This is a genomic window from Rhizobium phaseoli (assembly GCF_010668805.1).
Taxonomy (GTDB): domain Bacteria; phylum Pseudomonadota; class Alphaproteobacteria; order Rhizobiales; family Rhizobiaceae; genus Rhizobium; species Rhizobium phaseoli_A.
The window spans coordinates 40,268-62,525 of record NZ_WUFT01000025.1; the positions used below are offsets into that span (position 1 = coordinate 40,268).

25 protein-coding genes are annotated in these 22,258 nt (G+C 60.0%); 5 read left to right on the plus strand and 20 right to left on the minus strand.

What is annotated here, in order from left to right; genetic code table 11:
• Positions 1-6: 6 nt before the first annotated feature.
• Positions 7-327 carry a thioredoxin gene (gene trxA, locus GR197_RS27945; protein WP_003544118.1) on the plus strand — a complete coding sequence of 107 codons (321 nt, stop codon included), beginning with the start codon at positions 7-9 and terminating at the stop codon, positions 325-327.
• Positions 328-395: 68 nt separating this feature from the next.
• Here the strand turns inward: trxA and GR197_RS27950 are convergent, their stop codons facing one another.
• The 10 genes from GR197_RS27950 to GR197_RS27995 all read right to left on the minus strand — a co-directional run bounded on the left by GR197_RS27950 (position 396) and on the right by GR197_RS27995 (position 10,583).
• A complete protein-coding gene (locus GR197_RS27950) occupies positions 396-1,748 on the minus strand; it encodes a bifunctional folylpolyglutamate synthase/dihydrofolate synthase (protein WP_204330427.1) in 1,353 nt (450 codons plus the stop codon).
• Between the two features lie 27 nt (positions 1,749-1,775).
• Positions 1,776-2,681, minus strand: a complete 906-nt coding sequence (gene accD, locus GR197_RS27955; RefSeq protein ID WP_164015509.1) for an acetyl-CoA carboxylase, carboxyltransferase subunit beta — start codon at positions 2,679-2,681, stop codon at positions 1,776-1,778.
• Between the two features lie 142 nt (positions 2,682-2,823).
• Entirely contained in the window at positions 2,824-3,663 is an 840-nt protein-coding gene (gene trpA / locus GR197_RS27960) for a tryptophan synthase subunit alpha (protein ID WP_164015510.1), read from the minus strand.
• 3 nt (positions 3,664-3,666) lie between these two features.
• Positions 3,667-4,887 (minus strand): tryptophan synthase subunit beta, encoded by a 1,221-nt coding sequence (trpB, locus tag GR197_RS27965; RefSeq protein WP_007632086.1) that lies wholly within the window; start codon positions 4,885-4,887, stop codon positions 3,667-3,669.
• Between the two features lie 2 nt (positions 4,888-4,889).
• A complete protein-coding gene (locus GR197_RS27970) occupies positions 4,890-5,558 on the minus strand; it encodes a phosphoribosylanthranilate isomerase (RefSeq protein WP_164015512.1) in 669 nt (222 codons plus the stop codon).
• A gap of 172 nt (positions 5,559-5,730) precedes the next feature.
• Positions 5,731-6,489, minus strand: coding sequence for a M48 family metallopeptidase (locus tag GR197_RS27975; protein ID WP_164015515.1), 759 nt, complete (start codon positions 6,487-6,489; stop codon positions 5,731-5,733).
• Positions 6,490-6,576: 87 nt separating this feature from the next.
• A complete protein-coding gene (locus GR197_RS27980) occupies positions 6,577-7,011 on the minus strand; it encodes a DUF2852 domain-containing protein (protein WP_164015576.1) in 435 nt (144 codons plus the stop codon).
• A gap of 144 nt (positions 7,012-7,155) precedes the next feature.
• Positions 7,156-8,433: a polyhydroxyalkanoate depolymerase gene (locus GR197_RS27985; protein ID WP_164015517.1), complete on the minus strand. Its 1,278-nt coding sequence runs from the start codon at positions 8,431-8,433 to the stop codon at positions 7,156-7,158.
• Between the two features lie 205 nt (positions 8,434-8,638).
• On the minus strand, positions 8,639-9,481 hold the full coding sequence (locus GR197_RS27990; RefSeq protein WP_164015519.1) for a fumarylacetoacetate hydrolase family protein: 843 nt from the start codon (positions 9,479-9,481) through the stop codon (positions 8,639-8,641).
• Between the two features lie 142 nt (positions 9,482-9,623).
• Positions 9,624-10,583: a glutathione S-transferase family protein gene (locus tag GR197_RS27995; RefSeq protein WP_164015521.1), complete on the minus strand. Its 960-nt coding sequence runs from the start codon at positions 10,581-10,583 to the stop codon at positions 9,624-9,626.
• A 171-nt stretch (positions 10,584-10,754) separates the two neighbouring features.
• Between GR197_RS27995 and GR197_RS28000 the strand changes: the two genes are divergently transcribed.
• Together GR197_RS28000 and GR197_RS28005 are read left to right on the plus strand one after the other, a co-directional pair.
• On the plus strand, positions 10,755-11,039 hold the full coding sequence (locus GR197_RS28000; protein ID WP_164015523.1) for a DUF2218 domain-containing protein: 285 nt from the start codon (positions 10,755-10,757) through the stop codon (positions 11,037-11,039).
• A 45-nt stretch (positions 11,040-11,084) separates the two neighbouring features.
• Positions 11,085-11,684, plus strand: coding sequence for a nitroreductase family protein (locus GR197_RS28005; RefSeq protein WP_164015525.1), 600 nt, complete (start codon positions 11,085-11,087; stop codon positions 11,682-11,684).
• Positions 11,685-11,738: 54 nt separating this feature from the next.
• Here the strand turns inward: GR197_RS28005 and gyrB are convergent, their stop codons facing one another.
• The 5 genes from gyrB to GR197_RS28030 all read right to left on the minus strand — a co-directional run bounded on the left by gyrB (position 11,739) and on the right by GR197_RS28030 (position 17,065).
• Positions 11,739-14,174 (minus strand): DNA topoisomerase (ATP-hydrolyzing) subunit B, encoded by a 2,436-nt coding sequence (gene gyrB / locus GR197_RS28010; protein WP_164015527.1) that lies wholly within the window; start codon positions 14,172-14,174, stop codon positions 11,739-11,741.
• A 135-nt stretch (positions 14,175-14,309) separates the two neighbouring features.
• A complete protein-coding gene (locus tag GR197_RS28015; protein WP_164015529.1) occupies positions 14,310-14,687 on the minus strand; it encodes a helix-turn-helix domain-containing protein in 378 nt (125 codons plus the stop codon).
• A complete protein-coding gene (locus GR197_RS28020; protein ID WP_164015531.1) occupies positions 14,684-15,250 on the minus strand; it encodes a Smr/MutS family protein in 567 nt (188 codons plus the stop codon). The genes GR197_RS28015 and GR197_RS28020 overlap by 4 nt, the downstream gene beginning before the upstream one ends.
• Complete coding sequence (gene mltA, locus GR197_RS28025) at positions 15,250-16,368, minus strand: murein transglycosylase A (RefSeq protein ID WP_164015534.1); 1,119 nt, start codon at positions 16,366-16,368, stop codon at positions 15,250-15,252. Before mltA ends, GR197_RS28020 begins: the two co-directional genes overlap by 1 nt.
• Positions 16,361-17,065, minus strand: a complete 705-nt coding sequence (locus tag GR197_RS28030; protein WP_164015537.1) for a Tim44/TimA family putative adaptor protein — start codon at positions 17,063-17,065, stop codon at positions 16,361-16,363. Before GR197_RS28030 ends, mltA begins: the two co-directional genes overlap by 8 nt.
• Positions 17,066-17,196: 131 nt before the next feature.
• Between GR197_RS28030 and GR197_RS28035 the strand changes: the two genes are divergently transcribed.
• Positions 17,197-17,703 carry an FxsA family protein gene (locus GR197_RS28035; RefSeq protein WP_164015578.1) on the plus strand — a complete coding sequence of 169 codons (507 nt, stop codon included), beginning with the start codon at positions 17,197-17,199 and terminating at the stop codon, positions 17,701-17,703.
• Between the two features lie 101 nt (positions 17,704-17,804).
• Positions 17,805-18,287, plus strand: coding sequence for a protein-export chaperone SecB (gene secB / locus GR197_RS28040; protein WP_054185477.1), 483 nt, complete (start codon positions 17,805-17,807; stop codon positions 18,285-18,287).
• 65 nt (positions 18,288-18,352) lie between these two features.
• Here the strand turns inward: secB and dnaQ are convergent, their stop codons facing one another.
• The 5 genes from dnaQ to GR197_RS28065 are packed head-to-tail and all read right to left on the minus strand — an operon-like array spanning position 18,353 to position 21,983.
• Complete coding sequence (dnaQ, locus tag GR197_RS28045; protein WP_164015541.1) at positions 18,353-19,075, minus strand: DNA polymerase III subunit epsilon; 723 nt, start codon at positions 19,073-19,075, stop codon at positions 18,353-18,355.
• A complete protein-coding gene (gene coaE, locus GR197_RS28050) occupies positions 19,068-19,679 on the minus strand; it encodes a dephospho-CoA kinase (protein ID WP_164015543.1) in 612 nt (203 codons plus the stop codon). The genes dnaQ and coaE overlap by 8 nt, the downstream gene beginning before the upstream one ends.
• The gene (locus GR197_RS28055; protein WP_164015545.1) at positions 19,679-20,536 is read right to left on the minus strand and encodes a shikimate dehydrogenase; all 858 of its coding nucleotides are present in this window, start codon (positions 20,534-20,536) and stop codon (positions 19,679-19,681) included. The genes coaE and GR197_RS28055 overlap by 1 nt, the downstream gene beginning before the upstream one ends.
• Complete coding sequence (locus tag GR197_RS28060; RefSeq protein ID WP_164015548.1) at positions 20,529-21,128, minus strand: Maf-like protein; 600 nt, start codon at positions 21,126-21,128, stop codon at positions 20,529-20,531. Before GR197_RS28060 ends, GR197_RS28055 begins: the two co-directional genes overlap by 8 nt.
• A gap of 33 nt (positions 21,129-21,161) precedes the next feature.
• Positions 21,162-21,983: a pyruvate, phosphate dikinase/phosphoenolpyruvate synthase regulator gene (locus GR197_RS28065; RefSeq protein WP_164015550.1), complete on the minus strand. Its 822-nt coding sequence runs from the start codon at positions 21,981-21,983 to the stop codon at positions 21,162-21,164.
• Positions 21,984-22,258 lie beyond the last annotated feature (275 nt).

Consider the following 22,258-nt stretch of genomic DNA (forward strand, 5'->3'; position numbering starts at 1 on the left):
CAGCCCATGGCTACCGTGAAAGTCGATATCAACAACTTCCAGTCGGAAGTTCTGGAATCCGCAGAGCCCGTCGTCGTCGATTTCTGGGCTGAATGGTGCGGCCCGTGCAAGATGATTGCGCCGAGCCTCGAAGAAATCGCCGTCGAGATGGAAGGCAAGGTCAAGGTGGCCAAGCTGAATATCGATGAGAACCCGGAACTCGCCGCCCAGTTCGGTGTGCGCTCTATTCCGACCCTGGCGATCTTCAAGGGCGGCGAAGTCGCCGATATCTCCGTCGGCGCCAAGCCGAAGACCGCGCTTTCGAACTGGATTTCGAGCGCTGCGTGACTGATATCGCTTAAATTAAATCGCATTGACGAAAAAGCCCGGCATCGACCGGGCTTTTTCAATTGCCTTCATTTCGGCGGCGTGCCGTTGTCGGAAAGCACATCGCCGACGAGATAGAGGGAGCCGCCGATGAGGATGCGCGGGGGTAGACCCTCCGGATCGAGGACGGCTTTTATGGCTTCCAGCGCATCGCCGACCGTCGACATCGGTTCGGCAACCAGGCCGGCATCATAGGCGGCGTTCGACAATATCACCGGGTCGATCATCGCATCGCTGTTGCGGATCGGCACGCAGAAGACTTTCTCGACCAAGCCGGCGAAGGCCTTGAAATAGCCGACCGGATCCTTGGTGTTGATCATGCCGGTAATGAGGAAAAGCGGCCGGGACTGGCGTTCCTCGAAATTGGCCATGGCTTCGGCGATCACTTCGCCGGCCCCGGGATTGTGCCCGCCGTCGATCCAGATCTCGGCGCCGGCGGGTGCATGCTGAAGCAGCCGGCCTTCGCTCAGACGCTGGAGCCGGCCGGGCCATTCCACAGAATTCATCGCCTTTTCCATCATCGCCTCGGTGACGGGGAAACCCGCCGCCTTGACGGCGCGAATGGCGGCGGCGGCATTGGCATATTGGTGGCGGCCGGGAAGCCGCGGCAGCGGCAGGTCGGCAAGACCGAATTCGTCCTGATAGACGAGCCGGCCATATTCCTCATGCGCCATGAAATCCTGGCCGAAGACGGCACTGGGACAATGCAGCCGTTCGGCCGTCGCCATCAGCACGTCGAGCGCGGCGTCATATTCCTGATGACCGATGACAACGGGATATCCCGGCTTCATGATGCCGGCCTTTTCGGCGGCGATCAGCTCGACCCTGTCGCCGAGATAGGGCTGGTGATCGAGCGAGATCGGCATGATCACCGAAACCGCCGGATCGGAAATGACATTGGTGGCATCGAACCGACCGCCGAGTCCGACTTCGATGATCGCGGCATCGGCCGGCTGTTCGGAAAACAGAATGAAGGTGACCGCCGTCAGGATTTCGAAGACGGTGATGTGCTGTCCGGCATTGGCATCTGCCACACGACGCAGGGCCTCGGCGAAGACGGCGTCATCGACAAGCTGCCCGCGCCCGCCCGCCACACCAATGCGGTAACGCTCGTGCCAATTGACGAGATGCGGCGAGGTGTGAACATGAGCGCTGTAGCCGCCGGCTTCGAGCAGAGCGCGGCAGAAGGCGGTGACAGAGCCTTTGCCGTTGGTGCCGGCGACATGGATCACCGGCGGCAGATTCCGGTGTGGATTGCCGAGCCCGTCGAGAAGACGGGTGATGCGATCGAGAGACAGATCAAAACCCTTGGGATGCAATCCCATGAGCTTGTCGATCTCCTGTGCTGCCTCACTCACCGCGGTTTGGCCTCTGGGTATCAATTCGGCACCCCGCTTGCTTGTCGGTTATCAGGCGCTCGCCGCCAGAGCGATCGCACCGCTATTCATGTCGTTCGCCGCCGAAACCGGCTTCTTCGTCAGGATCTTCAGGACGCGCGCCAGCGTTTCCGGGATATCGTGACGTTTGACGACCATATCGACCATACCATGCTCCAGCAGGTATTCGGAGGTCTGGAAGCCTTCGGGCAGTTTTTCACGCAGCGTCTGCTCGATGACGCGCTTGCCGGCAAAGCCGATCTCGGCGCCCGGCTCGGCCAGATGGATATCGCCCAGCATGGCATAGGAGGCTGTGACGCCGCCTGTGGTCGGGTTGGTCAGCACGACGATATAGGGCTGGCCGGATTCCTTCAGCAGGTCGAGGGCAACCGTCGTGCGCGGCAGCTGCATCAGCGACAGGATGCCTTCCTGCATGCGCGCGCCGCCGGAAGCGGGGAACATCACCAGCGGGCACTTTTCGGAGGTCGCACGCTCGAAAGCCTTGACGATCGCCTCGCCGGCGGCCATGCCGAGCGAACCGCCGATGAAGTTGAATTCGTGCACCACCGCCACGAGTTTCAATCCCTGCACCTTTCCGACGCCGGCGAGGATCGTATCCTCCTGCTCGGTCTTCAGGCGGCTGTCGCGCAGACGATCGCTATATTTTTTCGAATCGCGGAACTTCAGTGGGTCCTGGGCGACCTTCGGCTGCGGCAGCGATTCGAACTCGCCATTGTCGAACAGATCGATCAGGCGGGCCTTGGCCGGCATCTTCATGTGATAGCCGGAGGCTGGAATGACCCATTTGTTGCCTTCCAGATCCTTGTGGAAGACCATCTCGCCGGTTTCCGGGCACTTGATCCAGAGGTTTTCCGGCACTTCGCGACGGCCCAGCATGGAATTGATCCGCGGGCGAACGTAGTTGGTGATCCAGTTCAACTCGAATACTCCTGATTGACGAAAGCGTGTCGCGATCGTTCAGATCGTTTGCCACACTTTGAGGTCTTCGGTTTCCCGCATGTCGTTCCCGCAAGACCGCTGCACATTTTGCGCGACATTGCTTTGCTCCAATGTGGGCAAACTATTCGGCAGCAACAAGGCGCGCCGAACGTGTTCCCGTGGAAAGGCCGCGGACCAGTGTAGCAACAGCCTGAACGGTATCGGCCGTTGCCTTGCCGTCGCTCGTCAGACTGGTCGCGACCTGATTGACGATGGCGGTGCCGACGACGACGCCGTCGGCCGAACCGCCGATGACCTTTGCATGTTCCGCCGTCTTGACGCCAAAGCCGACGCAGACGGGCAGCTTGGTGTGCTGCTTGATGCGTTCGACCGCGCCCGACACCAGCGACGGATCCGGCAGCGCCGAACCGGTGATGCCGTTCATCGAGACGTAATAGACGAAGCCGGAGGTGTTCTTCAAAACCTTCGGCAGGCGCTTCTCATCCGTCGTCGGCGTCGCCAGGCGGATGAAATTGATGCCTTTGCGGATCGCCGGGATGCAGAGTTCGTCATCCATCTCAGGCGGCAGATCGACGACGATCAGACCGTCGATGCCGGCAGCAATCGCGTCGTCGAGAAATTTTTCGACGCCATAAATATAGATCGGGTTGTAATAGCCCATCATCACGATCGGCGTCGCGTCATCGGATTTGCGGAAATCGGCCGCCAGCTGCAACGTCTTCTTCAGCGTCTGGCCGCCTTTCAGCGCACGCTGGCCGGCGAGCTGGATCGCCGGGCCGTCGGCCATCGGATCGGAAAAGGGCATGCCGAGCTCGATGATGTCGGAGCCGGCCTCCGGCAGCGCCTTCATGATGCCGAGAGAGGTATCGTAATCAGGATCGCCGCCCATGAAATAGGTCACAAGCGCCGGACGGCCCTCGGCCTTCAGCTCGGCAAAGCGTTTGTCCATGCGTGCGGTCATGTCTTACAGTCCCATTCCCAGAATCTTGCCGACGGTGAAGATATCCTTGTCGCCGCGGCCGGAGAGGTTCATCAGGATGATCTCGTCCTTGCCCATCTTCGGCGCGCGCTTGATCACCTCGGCAATCGCATGCGAGGGCTCGAGCGCCGGGATGATGCCTTCGAGGCGGGTCAGGGTCTGGAAAGCCTCCAGCGCTTCGTGATCCATGATCGGCACATAGTCGACGCGGCCGGTATCGTTCAGCCAGGAATGTTCGGGGCCGATGCCGGGATAATCGAGACCCGCCGAAATCGAATGGCCTTCCTTGATCTGGCCATCGCCATCCTGCAGCAGATAGGTGCGGTTGCCGTGCAGCACCCCCGGCGAACCGGCGGTGATCGACGCGCAATGTTCGTCGCCCTGCAGGCCCTTGCCGCCGGCTTCGACGCCGACGATCTTGACTGTGGGATCATCCAGGAAAGGATGGAAAATGCCGATCGCGTTCGACCCGCCGCCAACGGCAGCGATGACGAGATCCGGCAGGCGGCCTTCGGCTGCCAGCATCTGCTCTTTCGCTTCGGTGCCGATCACCGACTGGAAATCGCGGACCATCTCCGGATAGGGATGCGGACCGGCCGCCGTTCCGATCAGGTAATAGGTATCCTCGACATTGGTCACCCAGTCGCGAAGCGCCTCGTTCATGGCGTCCTTCAGCGTGCCGCTCCCCGCGGTGACCGGTTTGACTTCGGCGCCGAGCAGCTTCATGCGGAAAACGTTCGGTGCCTGACGCTCGACGTCGGTCGCGCCCATATAGACGACGCAGGGAAGGCCGAAGCGGGCGGCAACCGTGGCGGAGGCAACGCCGTGCTGGCCGGCCCCGGTTTCGGCGATGATCCGGGTCTTACCCATGCGCTTGGCGAGCAGGATCTGGCCGATGCAGTTGTTGATCTTGTGCGAACCGGTGTGGTTCAGCTCCTCGCGCTTGAAATAGATCTTCGCGCCGCCGAGTTCGGCGGTCAGCCGCTCGGCGAAATAGAGCGGGCTCGGCCGACCGATATAATGGGCGCCGAGATGCTTCAATTCGGCCTGGAATGCCGGATCGTTCTTGGCCCTGTCCCACTCGTCCTGCAGATCGAGGATCAGCGGCATCAACGTTTCGGCAACGAAACGACCGCCATAAATGCCGAAACGGCCATCTTCATCGGGTCCGGAGCGGAAGGAATTCGGTTTAGGCGTCTCGTTCACTCTCAACTCCCTGAGGCCATGACAGGCGCATCCGCCTCTTCGACCGCATCGAAAAATTCATCGATCATTGCGACGCTCTTCACGCCAGGCGCGGTTTCGACACCCGATGAGACGTCGATACCACGGGCATTGGTGTTGGCCAGCGCATCCGCGACATTGTTCTTGTTCAGCCCGCCAGAAAGCATGTAGTCGATGCTGCCGTCGAGCCAGCTAAGAAGGCTCCAGTCGAAGGAAACGCCGTTACCACCCGGCAATTCGGAACCCTTCGGCGCTTTTGCATCGAAGAGAAAACGATCGGCGATGCCGATATAGGCCTCGACCCGTTTCAGATCATCGGCGGTGCGCACCGAAAATACCTTCATGACAGGCAGAGCATAAAGCGCCTTTATGGTCAGCACATGTTCGGGACTCTCGTTGCCGTGCAGCTGCAGAATATCCGGCTTCAACAGCGAGACGATCTCGTCCAAATCGTCGTTGCTGGGATCGACGACGACGGCGACGATCTTCGCCTTGCCGCGCGCCGGTTCGGCAAGTATTGCCGCCAGGTCCGGCTCGATGTAGCGCGGGCTCTTTTCGAAGAAAATAAAACCGATATGGGTCGCGCCGCGTTTCAGCGCGCGATCGACAGCCTCGGGCGTCGTCAAGCCGCAGATTTTGATATCCGGTTTCATGGCAGCGAAGTGACACGAAATGCGTCGAGAGTCGAGCCAATTTGCGTTGAAAGCTGCATTTAGAGCGGCTTTCGGCTAAAGCGCGTCTCGATCTTTCAGATTCGCTCCTCGCGCTTTAGCCCTTTATTTTACGCATGTCGTGGCGGCAAAAGCGCTAGCGCTTTGACATGCTCTAGTCGAAATCGATGGCGTGCAGCTGGCTGCCGTGCCGCTTCAGCCAGGATTTTGCCTCCTCCATGCCCGGGCAAAGCTTGCGGCAGAGCGCCCAGAAGTGCGGGCCATGATTCATTTCCTTGAGGTGGGCAACCTCGTGGGCGGCGAGATAGTCGATCACCGAAGGTGGCGCCATGACGATGCGCCAGGAAAAGCTCAGATTTCCCTCCGACGAGCACGAGCCCCAGCGGCTGCGGGTATCCTTCATCGAGATCGAGCGGATCGGCGCCCGGATCGTTCCGGCATGCATCGTCGCCAGCCTTACAAGATCGGCACGCGCCTCTTTCTTGAGAAAGGCCGCGATGCGCCGCCCAACATGTTCCGCCATTCCGCTGACGCGCAGCACCGGTCTGTCGTCAATCAAAACCGCTTCCGTCAGGCCGCGCAAGCTGCCGGTATGCTGGATGCGATGGGACACGCCGCGAAAGAGAATTTCGCCGCCGTCGCGAAGGCCGGCATCGGTCGAAAACTTGGCAAGTTTGGTGAGTAGCCACCCCTGGTGCCGATCGAGAAATGCATTGACCTCGCGCGCCGCAAGGCCTTTCGGCACCGTCATCTTCAAGGCCCGGCCGCCCGGCTCTATGCGCAAGGTGATGCGCGTCGCCCGGTCATGCTGCTTGATGGTCAGCGGCATGAGCCGGCCGGCCACATCAAGCGTCCGCGTTTCGGGCGGAGCCGGTTTCCGGGCTTTCGGCCTTGTCTTCAGAAGCGAGAACATGGTTGTTTTCTATCCGATTCGCCGGGGGAGCGGACATAGAAAAACCGGCATCGGAAGATGCCGGTCATCAATTCAGCGTTCAGGCCTTCATGGCGTCTGGTATTCGGCAACCGGGCCGTTGTCGTCACGCTTGGCGTTCCTGCGGTCACGCATGAAGCGATCGAACTCTTCCTGGTCCTTGGCGCGGCGAAGTTCGCGCATGTAGGCGTCGAATTCCTCACGCATTTCGTCGAGCTTGCGGCGCTCTTCCTCGATCCGGTCGATCTCGGCCTTGCGCCAGTCGTCGAAGGCGACATTGCCGGTCGAGAAGTGCGGGCGGTGACGGCCGTGCGGACGGCGGCAGGAGGCAAAAAAGCCATCGGTCGCCTGGTTGACGTCACGCTTGAAGCCGCGCAGACGGTCGCCGAAGATGATGTAGGCAAGCATGGCAAGACCCAGAGGCCAGAAAACCATGAAGCCGAGAATCATCAGGGCAATGGTAGCCGGAGTCCAATCCGGTCGAAGCAATGCTGACTGGTTCATCGTGCGGGTATCCTCGCTTTCCGCGCCCGGCAGAATACCGAGTGCTGAAATCGATGTGGTTACCGCAACAACGGCCTTCAAGACGATTGCCCGCGAAATCGGACAAAGCCTTGAATCCGTTTTGCTAATTCAGCCGTCGCTGATTCAGGCGGTGCGGCCGCCCTTGATCACCCGCGGGACCCGAGGCTTGACGACGGAACGGGAATGCTCCCGGACAAAATTGATGATGCGCGGCGCGATTTCGCGGCGGAACCGCGAGCCGTTGAAAACACCATAATGGCCGACATCCGGCTGCAGATAATGCATGCGCATCTCTTCGGGAATGTTCACGCAGATGGTCTGCGCCGCCTTTGTCTGGCCGACCCCTGAGATATCGTCGTTCTCACCTTCGACGGTCAGAAGCGCCACCTTGCGAATTGCCGCCGGATCGACGCGTTTGCCGCGATGCATCAATTCACCCTTCGGCAGGGAATGCTTGATGAACACCTGCTCGACCGTCTGCAGGTAGAATTCGGCGGTCAGATCCATGACGGCAAGATATTCGTCGTAGAAATCCCGATGTCTTTCCGGTTCGCCGTCGTTCTTCACCAGATGTATGAAGAATTCCTTGTGGGCGACGAGATGACGGTCGAGGTTCATCGACATAAAGCCTGAAAGCTGCAGAAATCCTGGATAGACCGGGCGCATGAAACCCGGCTGCGGCCAGGGCACGTTCATGATGACATTGTCGGAGAACCACTGCAGCGACCGCTCTTGGGCGAGCTTGTTGACCGCCGTCGGGTTGATGCGTGTGTCGATCGGGCCGCCCATCAGCGTCATCGACGCCGGCGACAGCGGATCATTGGCTTCCTCCATCACCGCAGCAGCGGCCAGCACCGGAACGGAAGGCTGACAGACGGCGATCACATGCGTGTCGTGACCGAGGAAATGCAGCATCTCGATGACATAGTCGACATAATCGTCGAAATCGAACGTGCCTTCGCTCATCGGCACCATGCGAGCGTCGATCCAGTCGGTGATATAGACATCGGCGCTGGGCAGCAGCGCCTCCACCGTGCCGCGCAGCAGCGTGGCGTAGTGGCCGGACATCGGCGCGACGATCAGGATGCGCGGATCATTGCCGCGGGCGCGCGGATCGTTGCGGGCGAAATGCAGGAGATTGCAGAAGGGCCGCGACCAGACGATCTCTTCGCGGACGGAAACCGTCTGATCAGCGATCGCCGTCTGCTTCAGCCCGAATTCCGGTTTGCCATAGCGGCGCGTCGTGCGTTCGAACATTTCGAGACTTGCCGCCATCGTCCGGCCGAGCGGCGTATTCGCAAACGGGTTCAGCGGATTGGCATAGGCAAACCGCATGATATCGGCCGCGGCGCGAAACGGCGCCATAGCGGCATGGTTCAATTCATAAAGCTGATAAAACATTGGAAGGCGCCACCTTTCTCTATCGAAAAGATGACGCCGATTGAGCGGCATCGGATCTTTCCGTCACGCGGGCACGTAACGCAGACTAACAGTTTTTTGTTGCACAGCAACATGGACGGACCAGACCCGCACAAGAAATGCCGGAGAATTGATCCCCGGCATGATAATCGACCCGAAAACTTAAGTTTTACAGCACGAAGCGTCGTTAACGATCCGCTACAAAGGTCTGCTTTTGCGTGCCGAGACCTTCGATGCCGAGTTCGACCACGTCGCCAGCCTTGAGATAACGCGGCGGCTTGAGGCCCATGCCGACGCCGGGAGGCGTGCCGGTCGAGATCACGTCACCGGGATGCAGCGACATGAACTGGCTGAGGTAGGAGACGAGGAAAGCGACGCCGTACACCATCGTCTTCGATGAGCCGTTCTGCATCTTCTGGCCATTGACCGTCAGCCACATGCCGAGGTTCTGCGGCTGCGGAATTTCGTCCTTGGTGACGAGCCATGGGCCGATCGGGCCAAAGGTGTCGCAGGATTTGCCCTTCGTCCATTGCCCGGACCGCTCGGTCTGGAAAGCGCGCTCGGACACGTCATTGGAGACGCAATAACCGGCGACATGATCCAGGGCTTCGGCTTCCGTTACATATTTGGCGGTCTTGCCGATGACGACGCCCAACTCGACTTCCCAATCGGTCTTTTCCGAGCCGCGGGGAATGACGACATCGTCGTTCGGTCCGACGATGGCCGATGTTGCTTTCATGAAGATAATCGGCTCGGGCGGAACGGTGGCGCCGGTTTCGGCGGCATGATCCGAATAATTCAAACCGATGCAGATGAATTTGCCGGTGCCGGCGACGCAGGCGCCGATGCGGCCAGGCTCAAGTTCCGGTAGGCTCTTCGGATCGATTGCCGCTATCTTCGCCAGACCCGCCGGCGTGATCGCCTCGCCACCGATATCGGCGACGTGACCGGACAGATCGCGGATCTTGCCATCGGCATCGAGAAGCGCGGGTTTTTCATTGCCTGCTTGGCCAACACGCATCAGCTTCATGGAAATTCCTCCTCATCGAAAAACGAATTTGCAGCCACCTATGAACGAATTATTCACCGGTGTCATTACGGCTTTGCCGCGAAGCGGTACGGCTTACCTTGAATTCGGATCGATTTCGGCGCAAACCGCATGAATTGCGGCCTTATGCTTTGAAAATTTCTGCAAGATCGGGACCGACGGGAACGATCCTTGTCGGGTTGAGACTTTCGATCGAGTAGTAGCCGCGCTTGATGTGGTCGAGGTTGACCGTTTCCGCGATGCCCGGCCAATCCAGCATGCGGCGGCAAAAGGCGCTGAGGTTGGCATAGTCGAAAAGCCGGCGCAGATTGCATTTGAAGAGCCCGTGATAAGCGACATCGAAGCGCACGAGGGTGACGAAGAGCCGGATATCGCTTTCGGTCGGATGCTCGGCGAAAAGAAAAGACCGATCCTGGAACTGCGGCTCGACCCAGTCGAGGCAGGCAAAGACCTCGGCGAAGGCTTCTTCATAGGCAGGCTGCGTGGTGGCGAAACCAGAGCGATAGACGCCGTTGTTCAGGGCCGGATAGATGCGGTCGTTGAAAGCATCGATCTCGCGACGCTTCTCCATGGGATAGAGATCAATCGGATTTTTCGCCAGGTCGCCGAAGCCGCAGTTCAGCATGCGCAGGATATCGGCGGATTCATTGTTGACGATGGTCTTTCTCTGCTTGTCCCAGAGAACCGGCACGGTGGCCCGCCCGGTGAAGTCCGGCGCCGCCCGCGTGTAGATTTCGTGCATATAGGTCGTGCCGTTGACGTGATCCTGCGTCGCACCGGGATAGTCGCCGAAGCGCCAGCCCTGTTTTGTCAGCATCGGCTCGACGATGGAAACGGAAATGGCGTCTTCCAGCCCCTTGAGCGTCCAGCCGATCAGAGTGCGCGAGGCCCAGGGACAGATATAGGCGACATAGAGATGGTAACGGCCGGCTTCGGCTTTGAAGCCATCTTCGCCGGTCGGCCCGGCGGCGCCATCCGGCGTCACCCAGTTGCGAAAGCTCGAGGTCTGCCTGACGAAGCCGCCCTTCTCGTCCTTCGCCTGGACGGGCTGCCAGTCTTCCGTCCATTTTCCGTTCACCAACATGCGCAACTCCGATGCATTAACTGAAAGGTTCTTTATCCTACTTCGCCGGCGGCGTGAGGCCGCTTTTATGAAGACAGTCTGTCCACCCCGACTGCGACGACGCTGCGCTTGCCAAGACCGCGAAGCGGGAAATATGACTGGCTGCAGTCCAAGATGAGATGGAGTTCGAAAATGCACCTCTCCCAAACCGTCGTGCGCACCGAACATGCAAGCCGCTACCTGCAGCAGCTCTGCAAACATTGGAGCCATAAATTCAGTGTCGATTTCGATCCGCACAAAGGCCGGGTGCCGTTCAGCGATACGGCCGAGGTGACGTTTGCCGCCGACGATGCGGGCCTGACCATGACGCTTTCCGTCGCCGATCCTTCGCAGCAGCAGAGGATGCAAGATGTCGTCGCCGATCATCTGAAGCGCTTTGCCTTCCGTGAAGAACTCGACATCGTCTGGATCGATTGAGTCGAGCCCCGATCCTAATTTTCTTCCCCAAACTCTGGAACAAGCATGACGAAGAGCAATAGCCGCGAAACCCAATATCCGATCGACCCGATGTTTCTCGACCGCTGGTCGCCGCGCGCCTTCACCGGCGAAAGCATTGAAGAGGCGCAACTGCTCAGCCTGCTCGACGCCGCCCATTGGGCGCCGTCTTCGTCCAATCACCAGCCCTGGCGTTTTATCTATGCGCTCAAGGGTTCGGAACATTGGGAGAAATTCCTGGCATTGCTCGTCGATGCCAATCAGGAATGGGCTAGGAATGCGTCGGCGCTGATCTTCGTCGTGTCGCGCGGCTTCACCGGCGCTGCCGGCTCTGCCGAGGAAAAACCGAGCTACACCCACTCCTTCGATGCAGGGGCCGCATGGGGGCATCTGGCACTCCAGGCGCGGCTATCCGGTTTCTATGCCCATGCCATGGGCGGCATCAAACATGAAGAGATCAGGCAGACTTTCGCCATTCCCGAGGGATACCGGGTCGAAGCCGGCGTCGCCGTCGGCCGTCTGGCCGACAAAAGCGTTCTCTCCGAACGCAATCAGGCGCGCGAATTTCCCAGCCAACGCAAGCCGCTGTCCGAAGTTGCCTTTAACGGCCGTTTCATCGCGAGCTGAACAAGCAAACCCCGCCGTTTTGGGACGGCGGGGTTTGCTTGTAAAAAATAATAATCAGATATCGAGGTTTGCGACGCTCAGCGCGTTTTCCTGGATGAATTCGCGCCGTGGCTCGACTTCGTCACCCATCAAACGGGCGAAGAGGCCGTCGGCATCGGTGGCGTCGGGGACCTTGACCTGCAGCAGCGAGCGCACATTCGGATCAAGCGTCGTTTCCCAGAGCTGTTCGGCGTTCATCTCGCCAAGACCCTTATAACGCTGCATGGTAAGACCCTTGCGGCCGGTGGCAAAGATCGCGTCGAGCAACGCACGTGGGCCTGAAATCTCGATGTCGCCTTCGCGTCGATGCAGCGACGGCGGCGTCTGATAGATATCCTTGAGACGTGACGTCAGCTGGTCGATGTGACGGGCGTCCGAAGAGCCGATCAACGCCATATCGAGCACGACGATTTCCTTGACGCCGCGGACCATGCGTTCGAGGCGCAGACCGCCATCGCTGGCCAGATCGCCCTGCCAGCCGCGTTCGGTTTCCTCGGCGATGATGTCGAGACGGCTTGCGACCTCGCTCGTCAATGCCTGCGCTCGTGCCCGGTCGCTGACGAGTTCCGCATTGAGGGCACCGGCGATCGCTGCCTGTTCGACAACGGAACGATTGTAGCGCGAGTGGAGATTGTCGAGCAAAGCGCGCATACGCAGCGCATCAAGGATGACCTCGCGCAGATCCTGGCCGGTGCGAACCTCGCCGCTCCCAAGTTTCAGCGCGGCATCTTCCAGGCCTTGGCTGATGAGGTATTCCTCCAGCGCCTTTTCATCCTTCAGATACTGCACCGACTTGCCGCGCGAGACCTTATAGAGCGGCGGCTGGGCGATATAGAGATGGCCGCGCTCGATCAGTTCCGGCATCTGGCGGAAGAAGAAGGTCAGCAGCAGGGTACGGATATGGGCGCCGTCGACGTCGGCATCCGTCATGATGATGATCTTGTGGTAGCGCAACTTTTCGACGTTGAACTCGTCCTTGCCGATGCCGGTGCCGAGCGCGGTGATCAGCGTGCCGATTTCCTGGCTCGACAGCATCTTGTCGAAACGCGCACGTTCGACATTGAGGATCTTGCCGCGCAACGGCAGGATCGCCTGGTTTTCGCGCGAGCGGCCCTGCTTGGCCGAGCCGCCGGCGGAATCGCCCTCGACGAGGAAGACTTCCGATTTTGTCGGATCGCGCTCTGAGCAGTCGGCGAGCTTGCCGGGCAGCGAAGCGATGTCGAGCGCGCCCTTTCGGCGGGTCAATTCGCGGGCTTTGCGGGCTGCTTCGCGGGCGGCGGCTGCCTCGACGACCTTGCCGACGAGAATCTTGGCTTCGCTCGGATGCTCCTCGAACCAGGTGCTTAGCGCCTCGTTGACAAGACTTTCGACAACAGGGCGGACTTCCGAGGAAACCAGCTTATCCTTGGTCTGCGACGAGAATTTCGGATCGGGAACCTTGACCGACAGGACCGCGGTCAGGCCTTCGCGGCAATCCTCGCCCTGCAGCGTCACCTTTTCCCTTTTGGTGATACCGGAACTGTCGGCGTAAGATACCACCTGGCGCGTCAAGGCTGCCCGGAAACCGGCCATATGCGTGCCGCCATCGCGCTGCGGAATGTTGTTGGTGAAGCAGAGCACGTTCTCGTGATAGCTGTCGTTCCACCACATCGCGACTTCGACGGTGATGCCGTCCTTTTCGCCATGGATGGAAACCGGCTTGTCGACCAGCGACTTCTTGGCGCGGTCGAGATAGGCAACGAAAGCCTCGAGGCCGCCGTCATAGCGCAGCTCTTCCTGCTTGATATCGGAATGGCGTTTGTCGGTCAGCAGGATACGCACGCCTGAATTCAGGAAGGCGAGCTCACGCAGGCGATGCTCCAGCGTGCCGTAGTCGAACTCCGTCATGGTAAAGGTGCCGGTGCTCGGCATGAAGCTCACTTCCGTGCCGGTCTCATTGGGCGCTTCGCCGGTAACCTTGAGCGGAGCATCGGCCACGCCATGGGTGAAGCTCATTTCATGGATCTTGTCGTGGCGGCGGATTTTCAGCTTCAGCCAGACGGACAGCGCGTTGACGACCGAGACGCCGACGCCGTGCAGGCCGCCGGAGACCTTGTAGGAATTCTGGTCGAACTTGCCGCCGGCATGGAGCTGCGTCATGATGACTTCAGCGGCCGATACGCCTTCGCCGGTATGAATGTCCGTCGGGATGCCGCGGCCGTTATCAGTGACGGTCACCGAGCCATCCGGATTGAGCGTGACGGTGACGATGTCGGCATGGCCGGCAAGCGCTTCGTCGATCGCGTTGTCGACGACCTCATAGACCATGTGATGAAGGCCGGAGCCATCGTCGGTATCGCCGATATACATGCCGGGACGTTTGCGCACGGCATCGAGGCCCTTCAGAACCTTGATGGAATCTGCGCCATATTCGGTGCTTACGCCGTTGTCCGTCGCCGATGTATCGCTCATTCTGTCGAGATTTTCCCTGTTGTCGTAAAGCTGCGGCGGGCCTTGCGAATCACCGGCTTTCTTCACTCTCGTATATAGGTTTTTTGAACCCACTTCCCAATGGCAAGCCCCCTGAACAAGGCATAAAACAGGGGATTATGACGCTTTTCCGTCGCCTTTGCCGTCATTTTCGAGAAGAGCCGATAGCCGGCCTATCTCTGCACTGTCAAGGTTGCGAATCCGCCGCGCCAGTCGGTTGGCAAATTCGGTATATTCCTGAGGCAGGCCGGAGGTGTCGATCACGACGCGCGGGTCGGACGAGCGGGCGAGCAGAAACAGTTCCTCGGCCTCATCCCAGATGATGTTGAAATAGCCGGCGATGCGCTGCAGCAGATCGAATGTCGGTAAACCACGCTTTCCATGTTCGAGCGCCGAGAGATAGGCGGGCGAGACATTCAACGCTTCCGCCATCTCCTTTTGCGAGACACCCTTGCGCCCTCTCAGCCGGCGAACCGCCTCTCCAAAGGGAGTCATGATCTTTCCCCATGCCGCCGCGACAGGCGAATATAGAGCGCGCCCTCACCGCCATGATGCTGTGCGGCCGACTCATAGGACGAGATCAGGTAACGGAATTCCGGCTTTGCGAACCAGAGGGGAACGGCCCGCTTCAGCGCGCCGGCACTGCCCATGGAACTGCCTTTACCGGTGATGACTAAGACATGACGCATGCCGCGCTCGTGAGCGCGGATCAGGAAATCGAGAAGGATGACGTGAGCCTCGCTCTGCACCAGCCCATGCAGGTCGATCCGCGCTTCGAGCGCCAGCCGGCCCTTGGCGATCTTGCGCTTGACCGGTTTTTCCAGCGGATGATGCACCCCGGCCGGCGGTTTCGATGTTAGGGGTACTGTTGGCTGCGGCGGCATGGCCGGGGTGGGTGTCTGCTTTTGCTGCTCCCTTTCAGAGGCCGCTTCGGCTTCGGCAAGAAACGCATCGAGCTCGGTCAAATCACCCGCCTTGCCGGGCATCGGTCGCGTGCTGCGCGCAACCTTGCCCCAGAGGATCCTCTCATCCGCACTGAGTTTGCGATCCTTGACCATCAGTCGAATCTTCCGGCGGCGGCCCTGGGAACAAGGATGGTGAAATCAGCGTCGTTGCGGACGGTGCCGGCCCTTTCTCCTGCCATATCCCCCGAGCCGGTGAAGATATCGCCGCGTGCCGGCCCGACGATTGCCGAGCCGGTATCCAGCGCCAGCATCAGCCGGCGGAACGGCCGACCCTGGTCGAGATGGGTCAAGCTTTCGGCGCGGATGAAAAAAGGAAAGCCGAACGTATGGATCATCCGGTCGACGGCAAGCGAACGCCCGGCGAGAAGCGGCACCTTGGCGGCGGCGATCGGACCTGCCTCAGGATAACCAACCGGCGTTGCGCGGAAGAAGATATAAGAGCGGTTATGCCACAGCACTTCGTCGACTCGATCGGGATTGCGCGCCAGCCAGGCACGGATCGTCTGCATCGAGATGTCGGCGCGATCGATCTCGCCTCGGTCGGTCAACAGCTTGCCGACCGCCGAGAAGGGATGGCCGGCCTTCGCCGCGTAGGTGATGCGGCCGATACGGCCATCGCTGTAACGCAAGCGGGCCGCACCCTGCACATGCACGAAGAAGACATCGACCTTCGACTTCGCCCAGGCGATTTCGAGGCCCCGGCCTTCCAGGAAACCTTGATCGATGGCGCGGCGGTCCGGATAGGCAGCGATGCGGCCGTCCTGCAGACGGCCGAAAACATGGGACCTGTCGAACCCGGCGGGGCGATTGCTGTCGTCGAGATCGATCAGATCGTCCGGGCGCCGGTAGAAAGGGAAACGGAAAACCTCGTCCGGCCGCTCCGACACCTCGATATCAGGTTCGTAGAACGCGGTGACGAAGCCGGAATTGCCATCGCTGCGGCGGATCAGGAAGGGCCGACAGTGCGCCTCGAAAAAGGCGCGCGCCGATGATGGCGACGACGGCGTGAAATCTTCGGCGGCGACCAGCAGCGGAAGCAGGTCTTCCGAGCTCAGGCCGAGCGATCCGCTGCGGTAGGGTTTGACATCGGTAATCTGCCGCCGGCAGCTTCGCATGACTTCAAAAAGGCCGGAGGGATCATCATCCTTCCAGCCTTCCAAATTATCGAAGCTTATGGCCTGCAGGACGAAGTCCGATGCGCGGTCACTCATGTTCCGATTCGGTCGCCACGAGTTTCCAGTTCGGATCGCGCGAGCGGGTGTCGCGGGCGAAGGTCCAGAGGTCGTTGACCTCGGCGACGTTTTCGGCGTCGCCTTCGATCAGCACATCCGCCTTGTCGTAGGTGGCCGATATCAGCTGGCTGATGATACGAACGGTGATCTGTGCTTCGCTGCCCTTCGTCTCCGCATGGGTGAGTTCGGCCTTGTCGATGCCGACGAAGGTGGACTTGACCTTCTCGCCCCGCGCTTCACGCTCGCCGATCGCCGCATCGAACCCGTCATAGACTTCGCGGGACAATAAGTTCTTCAGCGTTTTCCGGTCGCCATCCGCATAGGCCATGACGATCATCTCGTAAGCCATGCGGGCGCCGTTAAGAAATTCCTTCGGGCTGAAGGCGGGATCGGCCTTGTTCAGCGCGCGCAGCGATTCGTTGAGCGGCGTTCCGGGTGCGGCAAAGGCATCGATGGCGGCGAAGCGATCCTCATCCTCCGTCGTCGTGTCGCGGCGCGGCAGCGTCACGACCTTGCCGGCATCGGCGGCTTCTGCCGGAGCCGCATCCCGCGGCGTATAGAGATCGCGCGGCGGCTTCTCATTTCCTGTGCGGCGCCCGAGCACGGCGCGGAGCTGAAAGAAAATCAGCACAGCCGCCACCAGGAAAAATAATGTGATGAAGTCGTTCGAACTCATATCGTATCGCAGCCACCGTTAACATCTCTGATTTGTACTCCCATATAGTCTGCCTATACAGATGATTCAAATGATGGCTGGCATCTTCGCCAGCGCCAAGAGGAGACCGGCAAGCCCGGGACATGACGACCATGCGTTTTTCGATCCTGCCAGCTTTCATTCTGCTGCTGCCACTCGCCGAAATTGCCGGTTTTGTCGTCGTCGGCCGGGCAATCGGATTGTGGCTGACGCTCGCGCTGGTAATGCTCGGCGTCGTTCTCGGGATGGTTCTGCTGCGCCGGCAGGGCATCGGTATTTTGCGCCGCATGTCGAGCGAAGGACGAAATGGGGTGATGCCGGGCCGCGAGTTGCTGCGGCCGGCGATGAACGTCATCGCCTCGCTGCTCCTGATCATTCCCGGCTTCCTCACCGATATCATCGCGATCCTCATTCTCATCCCGCCGGTGCGCGAGTTCCTCTGGCGGGCAATCGCCAAACGCTTCGTCGTCGTCAATGCCAAGGGCGGCTTTTCTGCCGGCCCGCAACCCGATTTCCGCGACCGCAAGCCGAACTCGAAGGTGGTCGATCTCGACGACGAGGATTATCATCGGGAGCCGAACCGCAACTCGCCGTGGTCCGGCAAACATCTCGGCGATTGAGGCGCTTCGACCGATCAACCGCGGCAAGCGCCCAGGGTTGTAAGCCCCTCCCTGAAATGTTAGATGGCGGCACCATTCCCATGCCCCTCGAGGAAAAGCCAATGGCAGACGATAACAACAGCAACGGTGCGGCCAGCCCCACTCTTTCGATCCTTGCGCAATATACCAAGGATCTCTCCTTCGAAAATCCGGGTGCGCCGCGTTCGCTGCAGGCCCGCGACAAGGCCCCGACGATCAACATCAATGTGAACGTCAACGCCAACCCGCTTTCGGATACGGATTTCGATGTCGTGCTGTCGCTGAATGCCGAAGCCAAGGACGGCGACAAGACGGTTTTCCATACCGAACTCGCCTATGGCGGCGTCTTCCGCGTTGCCGGTTTCCCGCAGGAACACATGCTGCCGGTTCTCTTCATCGAGTGCCCGCGTATGCTCTTCCCCTTTGCCCGCCAGATCATCGCCGACGTCACCCGCAACGGCGGTTTCCCGCCGCTGATGATCGACCCGATCGACTTCACGCAGATGTTTGCCCAGCGCGTTGCCGAAGAACAGGCCCGCGCCAAGGTCGAAGCCGTTCCGAACTGAGCGGATTTTTCGTCTTGGAAATGTGGATGCCCGGGCTGGTCCCGGGCATTTCTATTGAGGCCGGTTTAGTTGACGCTGGCGTATTTCGCCCAGATGCCTTTTTCACCAAGCTTGGCGACAAGCGCTTCATGCGCCTGCGCCTCGGATTGGCTGAGGCGGGGGCTAAGCGGGCGGGGCCGCTCGAGCACTCCGGCAATCACCACATCGTCTTCCTCCGCCCCATCGCCGCGGCCGTTCTGACCGGATGTCGCGCTCATGCTCAGGCCGAAAGCTGCCTGCCTGCCGCCGATCATCTCGATATAGACTTCGGCGAGCAGTTCGGAGTCGAGCAGCGCGCCGTGTTTGGTGCGGTGCGAATTATCGATGCCGTAGCGACGGCAGAGCGCGTCAAGCGAATTCGGCCCCATCGGATTCTTGCGCCGGGCCATCGACAGGGTATCGACCACCCGTTCCGGCAGGATCGGCGGCAAACCGATCCGCGCCAATTCGGCATTGATGAAACCCATATCGAAGGTGGCGTTGTGGGCAATCCACTTCGCATCGCCGAAGAAGGCAAGGATTTCTTCGGCGACCGCAGCGAAAGGCTTCTTGTCCTTCAGGAATTCATCGGTGATGCCGTGCACGGCGAGCGCATCCGGGTGAACCTTTTGATCGCCGGGATTGATGAAGATATGGATCACGTTGCCGGTGGGGAAATGGTTGAAGAGCTCGATGCCACCGATTTCGATGATCCGGTCGGTGCGGTTGTCGAGACCGGTGGTTTCCGTATCGAAGATGATCTCACGCATTCCGGAAATCTCCCTTGGCAATCCGCGTTTTCAGGTCGGCGATAATCTCGAGCACCCGTTCTTTCGTGACCGCGATCCTCTGGCTGCTGTCGATCAGATAATCCGCCCGGCGGCGTTTTTCCGCGTCCGGCGTCTGGCGTGAGAGAATCATCTCGAATTTTTCCTCGGTCATGCCTTCGCGCGCAAGCACCCTCTCGCGTTGAATCTGTGGATCAGCACTGACGACGACGATGACATCCACTCTTTCCTCAGCGGCGGTTTCGAAGAGCAGAGGAATATCGAGCAATACCATCTCCGCGCCGGCCGCGCGCTGCCGCGCCAGAAATTCCGCCTCGCGTTTGCGAACCAGCGGATGGACGATCGCTTCCAGGCGTTTGAATCCATCCGGATCGAGAGTAAGCTGGCGGCCGAGTTCATGCCGGTCGACCGCGCCATCCTTCATCGTTCCGGGAAAAGCGGCATCCACCAGCGGTGCGGCCTCGCCGGTATAGAGATCGTGGACCACCGCATCAGAATCGTTCAACGGGATTCCCGCCTCGGCGAAGAGCTTTGCCGCCGTCGATTTTCCCATGGCGATGGAGCCGGTAAGACCGATCGTCAGCATCAGTGAGCTTTCATATCGGCGATGATGAGTGCACGCAGTGCCGCGTCGACGACGGGACGCCGGCCGAACCATTTCTCGAAGCCGGGCACCGCTTGATGCAGCAGCATGCCGAGACCATCGACGATGGAAAATCCCTGCTCTTCCGCCTGTGCCAGGATCGGTGTTTTCAAAGGGACATAGACAATGTCGGTGACGACGGCATCGGCTGAAAGCGGCGTGAAATCGAGTTGCGGCGCCGGCTCGCCGTCCATGCCGAGCGAGGTGGTGTTGATGAAGAGGCCGGCACCCTTCATGACTTCGGCAAGTGCTGCGGCCGGGTGGGCATAAACCTTCGGGCCAAAACGATCCGCCAGTTCACGCGCCCGTTCGACGGTACGGTTGACGATGTGGATCTCTCTGAAACCGCGATCACGGACCGCCTGGATGATCGCCCGGCTGGCGCCGCCGGCGCCAAAGACGACCGCCGTCTCATGCCGGTCCCAGCCCGGATGGCGTTCGTCGAGATTGGCGATAAAGCCGCGACCGTCGGTGTTCGTCGCATGGAGAATGCCATCATCCAGCCAGAGCGTGTTCGACGCGCCGAGCTCGTGCGATAGTTCGTCCGGCTTGTCGGCGAGACGGAAAGCCAGCTCCTTGTGGGGAATGGTGACATTGCCGCCGGCAAAGCCGGAACTGCCATCCTTCAGCGAACGGATGAAATCGGCAAAGGCCTCGGGGGCTACTTCATGCGCGCGGTAGCTGCCTGGCAGGCCGAGCGTCTTCAGCCAATATCCGTGGATCAACGGCGAGCGCGAATGCTTGATGGGAAAACCCGTGACAAACGCTTTCTGCCCGAATGTTTCACGTGAATCACCCATCGATCGCTCCGAGGTCTCGCAATTTTTCCAGAAGCGGCAGCATCGGCAGGCCGAGAATGGTGAAATAATCCCCCTCGATCTTCTCGAACAGCTGAATACCCTCCCCCTCCAACTGATAGGCCCCGACGCTGGAAAGCGCCCGTTCGCCGACCCGCGCCAGATGCCTGGCGATGAAATTTGCCGTCAAGGGCCGCATCGTCAGCTCCGCATGGGCGAGATGTTGCCACAGGACCACGCCGTTGCTGACGATCGCGACGGCACTGTTCAACCGGTGGGTTAGGCCAGACAGGGCCTGAAGGTGGTTGGCGGCGTCAGCCATATCCCGCGGCTTGTGGAAGACCCGGTCGCCGAGCGACATTGTCTGATCCGAGCCGATGACCAGTCTATCTGGAAAACGACTGCTGACATCCTCGGCCTTGGCCTTGGCCAGAACGAGGGCCACCGCATCCGGCGTTGCGCCGGCTTTTTCCAACGGCGCTTCGACCGCCCGTTCATCGATGCTTGCGGCATGCGCCTCGAACGATAGACCGGCATTTTCCATCAGCATCCGCCGAAAGGGGCTTGACGATGCAAGGATGAGTTTCTGCGTCATGGGTTCCTCGGAGTGCCGGCTGCCGGTCAGCGCTTAGCGCAGCTTTGGGCGCAGGGCAACGATGGCCGCGGCGGTTTCCTCGATTGAGCGGCGAGTGACGTCGATCAGCGGCCAGTTATGGCGAGCGCAGAGCGAGCGGGCATATTTCAGCTCCTCGGAAATCGAAGCGCGATCGGTATAGTGTTCGCGATCGAAGCCATGCGTGGCGCCGAGTATGCGATTTTCCCGCACCTGGGAAATACGGTCGGTGGTGGCGATCAGGCAGACGATCAGCGGTTTGGTAGCGATGAACAGGCTCTCCGGCAACGGCACACCATAGACGATCGGAATGTTCGCCGTCTTGATGCCGCGGTTGGCGAGGTAAATGCTGGTCGGTGTTTTCGACGTGCGGCTGATGCCAATGATGACGACATCGGCATCGTTATAATCATCGGGCATCTGGCCGTCATCATGATCCATGGTGAAATTCAACGCTTCGATACGCGCGAAGTAGCCGGCATTCATCACATGCTGGGCTCCGACCCGACGGCTTGATGGGGCACCCAGATAGATCTGGAACGCATTCATGACCGGCTCCAGCACATTCACCGAGGCAACACCCATCTCGACGCAGCGCTCATCGATCAGGCTCGCAAGCTCCCGGTCGACAATCGTATAGAGCACGATGCCGGGTGCACCGTCGATCGCCTGCAGAACCGGCAGCAGCTGCTTGCGATTACGGATCAGCGGATAGACATGTTCGATCGGCTGGGCGGATCGGAACTGTGCCGATGCGGCGCGGCCGGCGGAGATCAGAGTCTCTCCCGTTGAGTCAGAAATCAGATGCAGATGAAAGAAGTTCGTTCTGTTCTCCACGTTATTTTCCGCTGCCTGTTGAAAAGACTGGATGAAACAGAGCTAAGGCGGCGAGGCGGTGTCGGGCAAGGGAAAACATGGCTGCTTATCCACATTTCGAATTTTGCGGATCGGTTTCTGCCGGCCTTGTGGAAATTGGGGAACAGCTGGAGTTGTCGAGAACAGATCCACAGCTTATCCACAAGCACCGGGAAAGTCATGCCTCAACAAGGATCTGGAATCATTTTCAGATTCGGCTTCTCCCCGGACATTTGGCCAAATGGCAGAATCCCTCC

What these genes read in the sequence shown, in the direction of transcription:
- trxA (WP_003544118.1), top strand. Translation starts at nt 7, where the DNA reads ATGGCTACCGTGAAAGTCGATATCAACAACTTCCAGTCGGAAGTTCTG.
- trpA (WP_164015510.1), bottom strand. Translation starts at nt 3,663, where the DNA reads ATGACCGCACGCATGGACAAACGCTTTGCCGAGCTGAAGGCCGAGGGC.
- GR197_RS27970 (WP_164015512.1), bottom strand. Translation starts at nt 5,558, where the DNA reads ATGAAACCGGATATCAAAATCTGCGGCTTGACGACGCCCGAGGCTGTC.
- GR197_RS27975 (WP_164015515.1), bottom strand. Translation starts at nt 6,489, where the DNA reads ATGTTCTCGCTTCTGAAGACAAGGCCGAAAGCCCGGAAACCGGCTCCG.
- GR197_RS27980 (WP_164015576.1), bottom strand. Translation starts at nt 7,011, where the DNA reads ATGAACCAGTCAGCATTGCTTCGACCGGATTGGACTCCGGCTACCATT.
- GR197_RS27985 (WP_164015517.1), bottom strand. Translation starts at nt 8,433, where the DNA reads ATGTTTTATCAGCTTTATGAATTGAACCATGCCGCTATGGCGCCGTTT.
- GR197_RS27990 (WP_164015519.1), bottom strand. Translation starts at nt 9,481, where the DNA reads ATGAAGCTGATGCGTGTTGGCCAAGCAGGCAATGAAAAACCCGCGCTT.
- GR197_RS27995 (WP_164015521.1), bottom strand. Translation starts at nt 10,583, where the DNA reads ATGTTGGTGAACGGAAAATGGACGGAAGACTGGCAGCCCGTCCAGGCG.
- GR197_RS28000 (WP_164015523.1), top strand. Translation starts at nt 10,755, where the DNA reads ATGCACCTCTCCCAAACCGTCGTGCGCACCGAACATGCAAGCCGCTAC.
- GR197_RS28005 (WP_164015525.1), top strand. Translation starts at nt 11,085, where the DNA reads ATGACGAAGAGCAATAGCCGCGAAACCCAATATCCGATCGACCCGATG.
- gyrB (WP_164015527.1), bottom strand. Translation starts at nt 14,174, where the DNA reads ATGAGCGATACATCGGCGACGGACAACGGCGTAAGCACCGAATATGGC.
- GR197_RS28015 (WP_164015529.1), bottom strand. Translation starts at nt 14,687, where the DNA reads ATGACTCCCTTTGGAGAGGCGGTTCGCCGGCTGAGAGGGCGCAAGGGT.
- GR197_RS28020 (WP_164015531.1), bottom strand. Translation starts at nt 15,250, where the DNA reads ATGGTCAAGGATCGCAAACTCAGTGCGGATGAGAGGATCCTCTGGGGC.
- mltA (WP_164015534.1), bottom strand. Translation starts at nt 16,368, where the DNA reads ATGAGTGACCGCGCATCGGACTTCGTCCTGCAGGCCATAAGCTTCGAT.
- GR197_RS28030 (WP_164015537.1), bottom strand. Translation starts at nt 17,065, where the DNA reads ATGAGTTCGAACGACTTCATCACATTATTTTTCCTGGTGGCGGCTGTG.
- GR197_RS28035 (WP_164015578.1), top strand. Translation starts at nt 17,197, where the DNA reads ATGCGTTTTTCGATCCTGCCAGCTTTCATTCTGCTGCTGCCACTCGCC.
- secB (WP_054185477.1), top strand. Translation starts at nt 17,805, where the DNA reads ATGGCAGACGATAACAACAGCAACGGTGCGGCCAGCCCCACTCTTTCG.
- dnaQ (WP_164015541.1), bottom strand. Translation starts at nt 19,075, where the DNA reads ATGCGTGAGATCATCTTCGATACGGAAACCACCGGTCTCGACAACCGC.
- coaE (WP_164015543.1), bottom strand. Translation starts at nt 19,679, where the DNA reads ATGCTGACGATCGGTCTTACCGGCTCCATCGCCATGGGAAAATCGACG.
- GR197_RS28055 (WP_164015545.1), bottom strand. Translation starts at nt 20,536, where the DNA reads ATGGGTGATTCACGTGAAACATTCGGGCAGAAAGCGTTTGTCACGGGT.
- GR197_RS28060 (WP_164015548.1), bottom strand. Translation starts at nt 21,128, where the DNA reads ATGACGCAGAAACTCATCCTTGCATCGTCAAGCCCCTTTCGGCGGATG.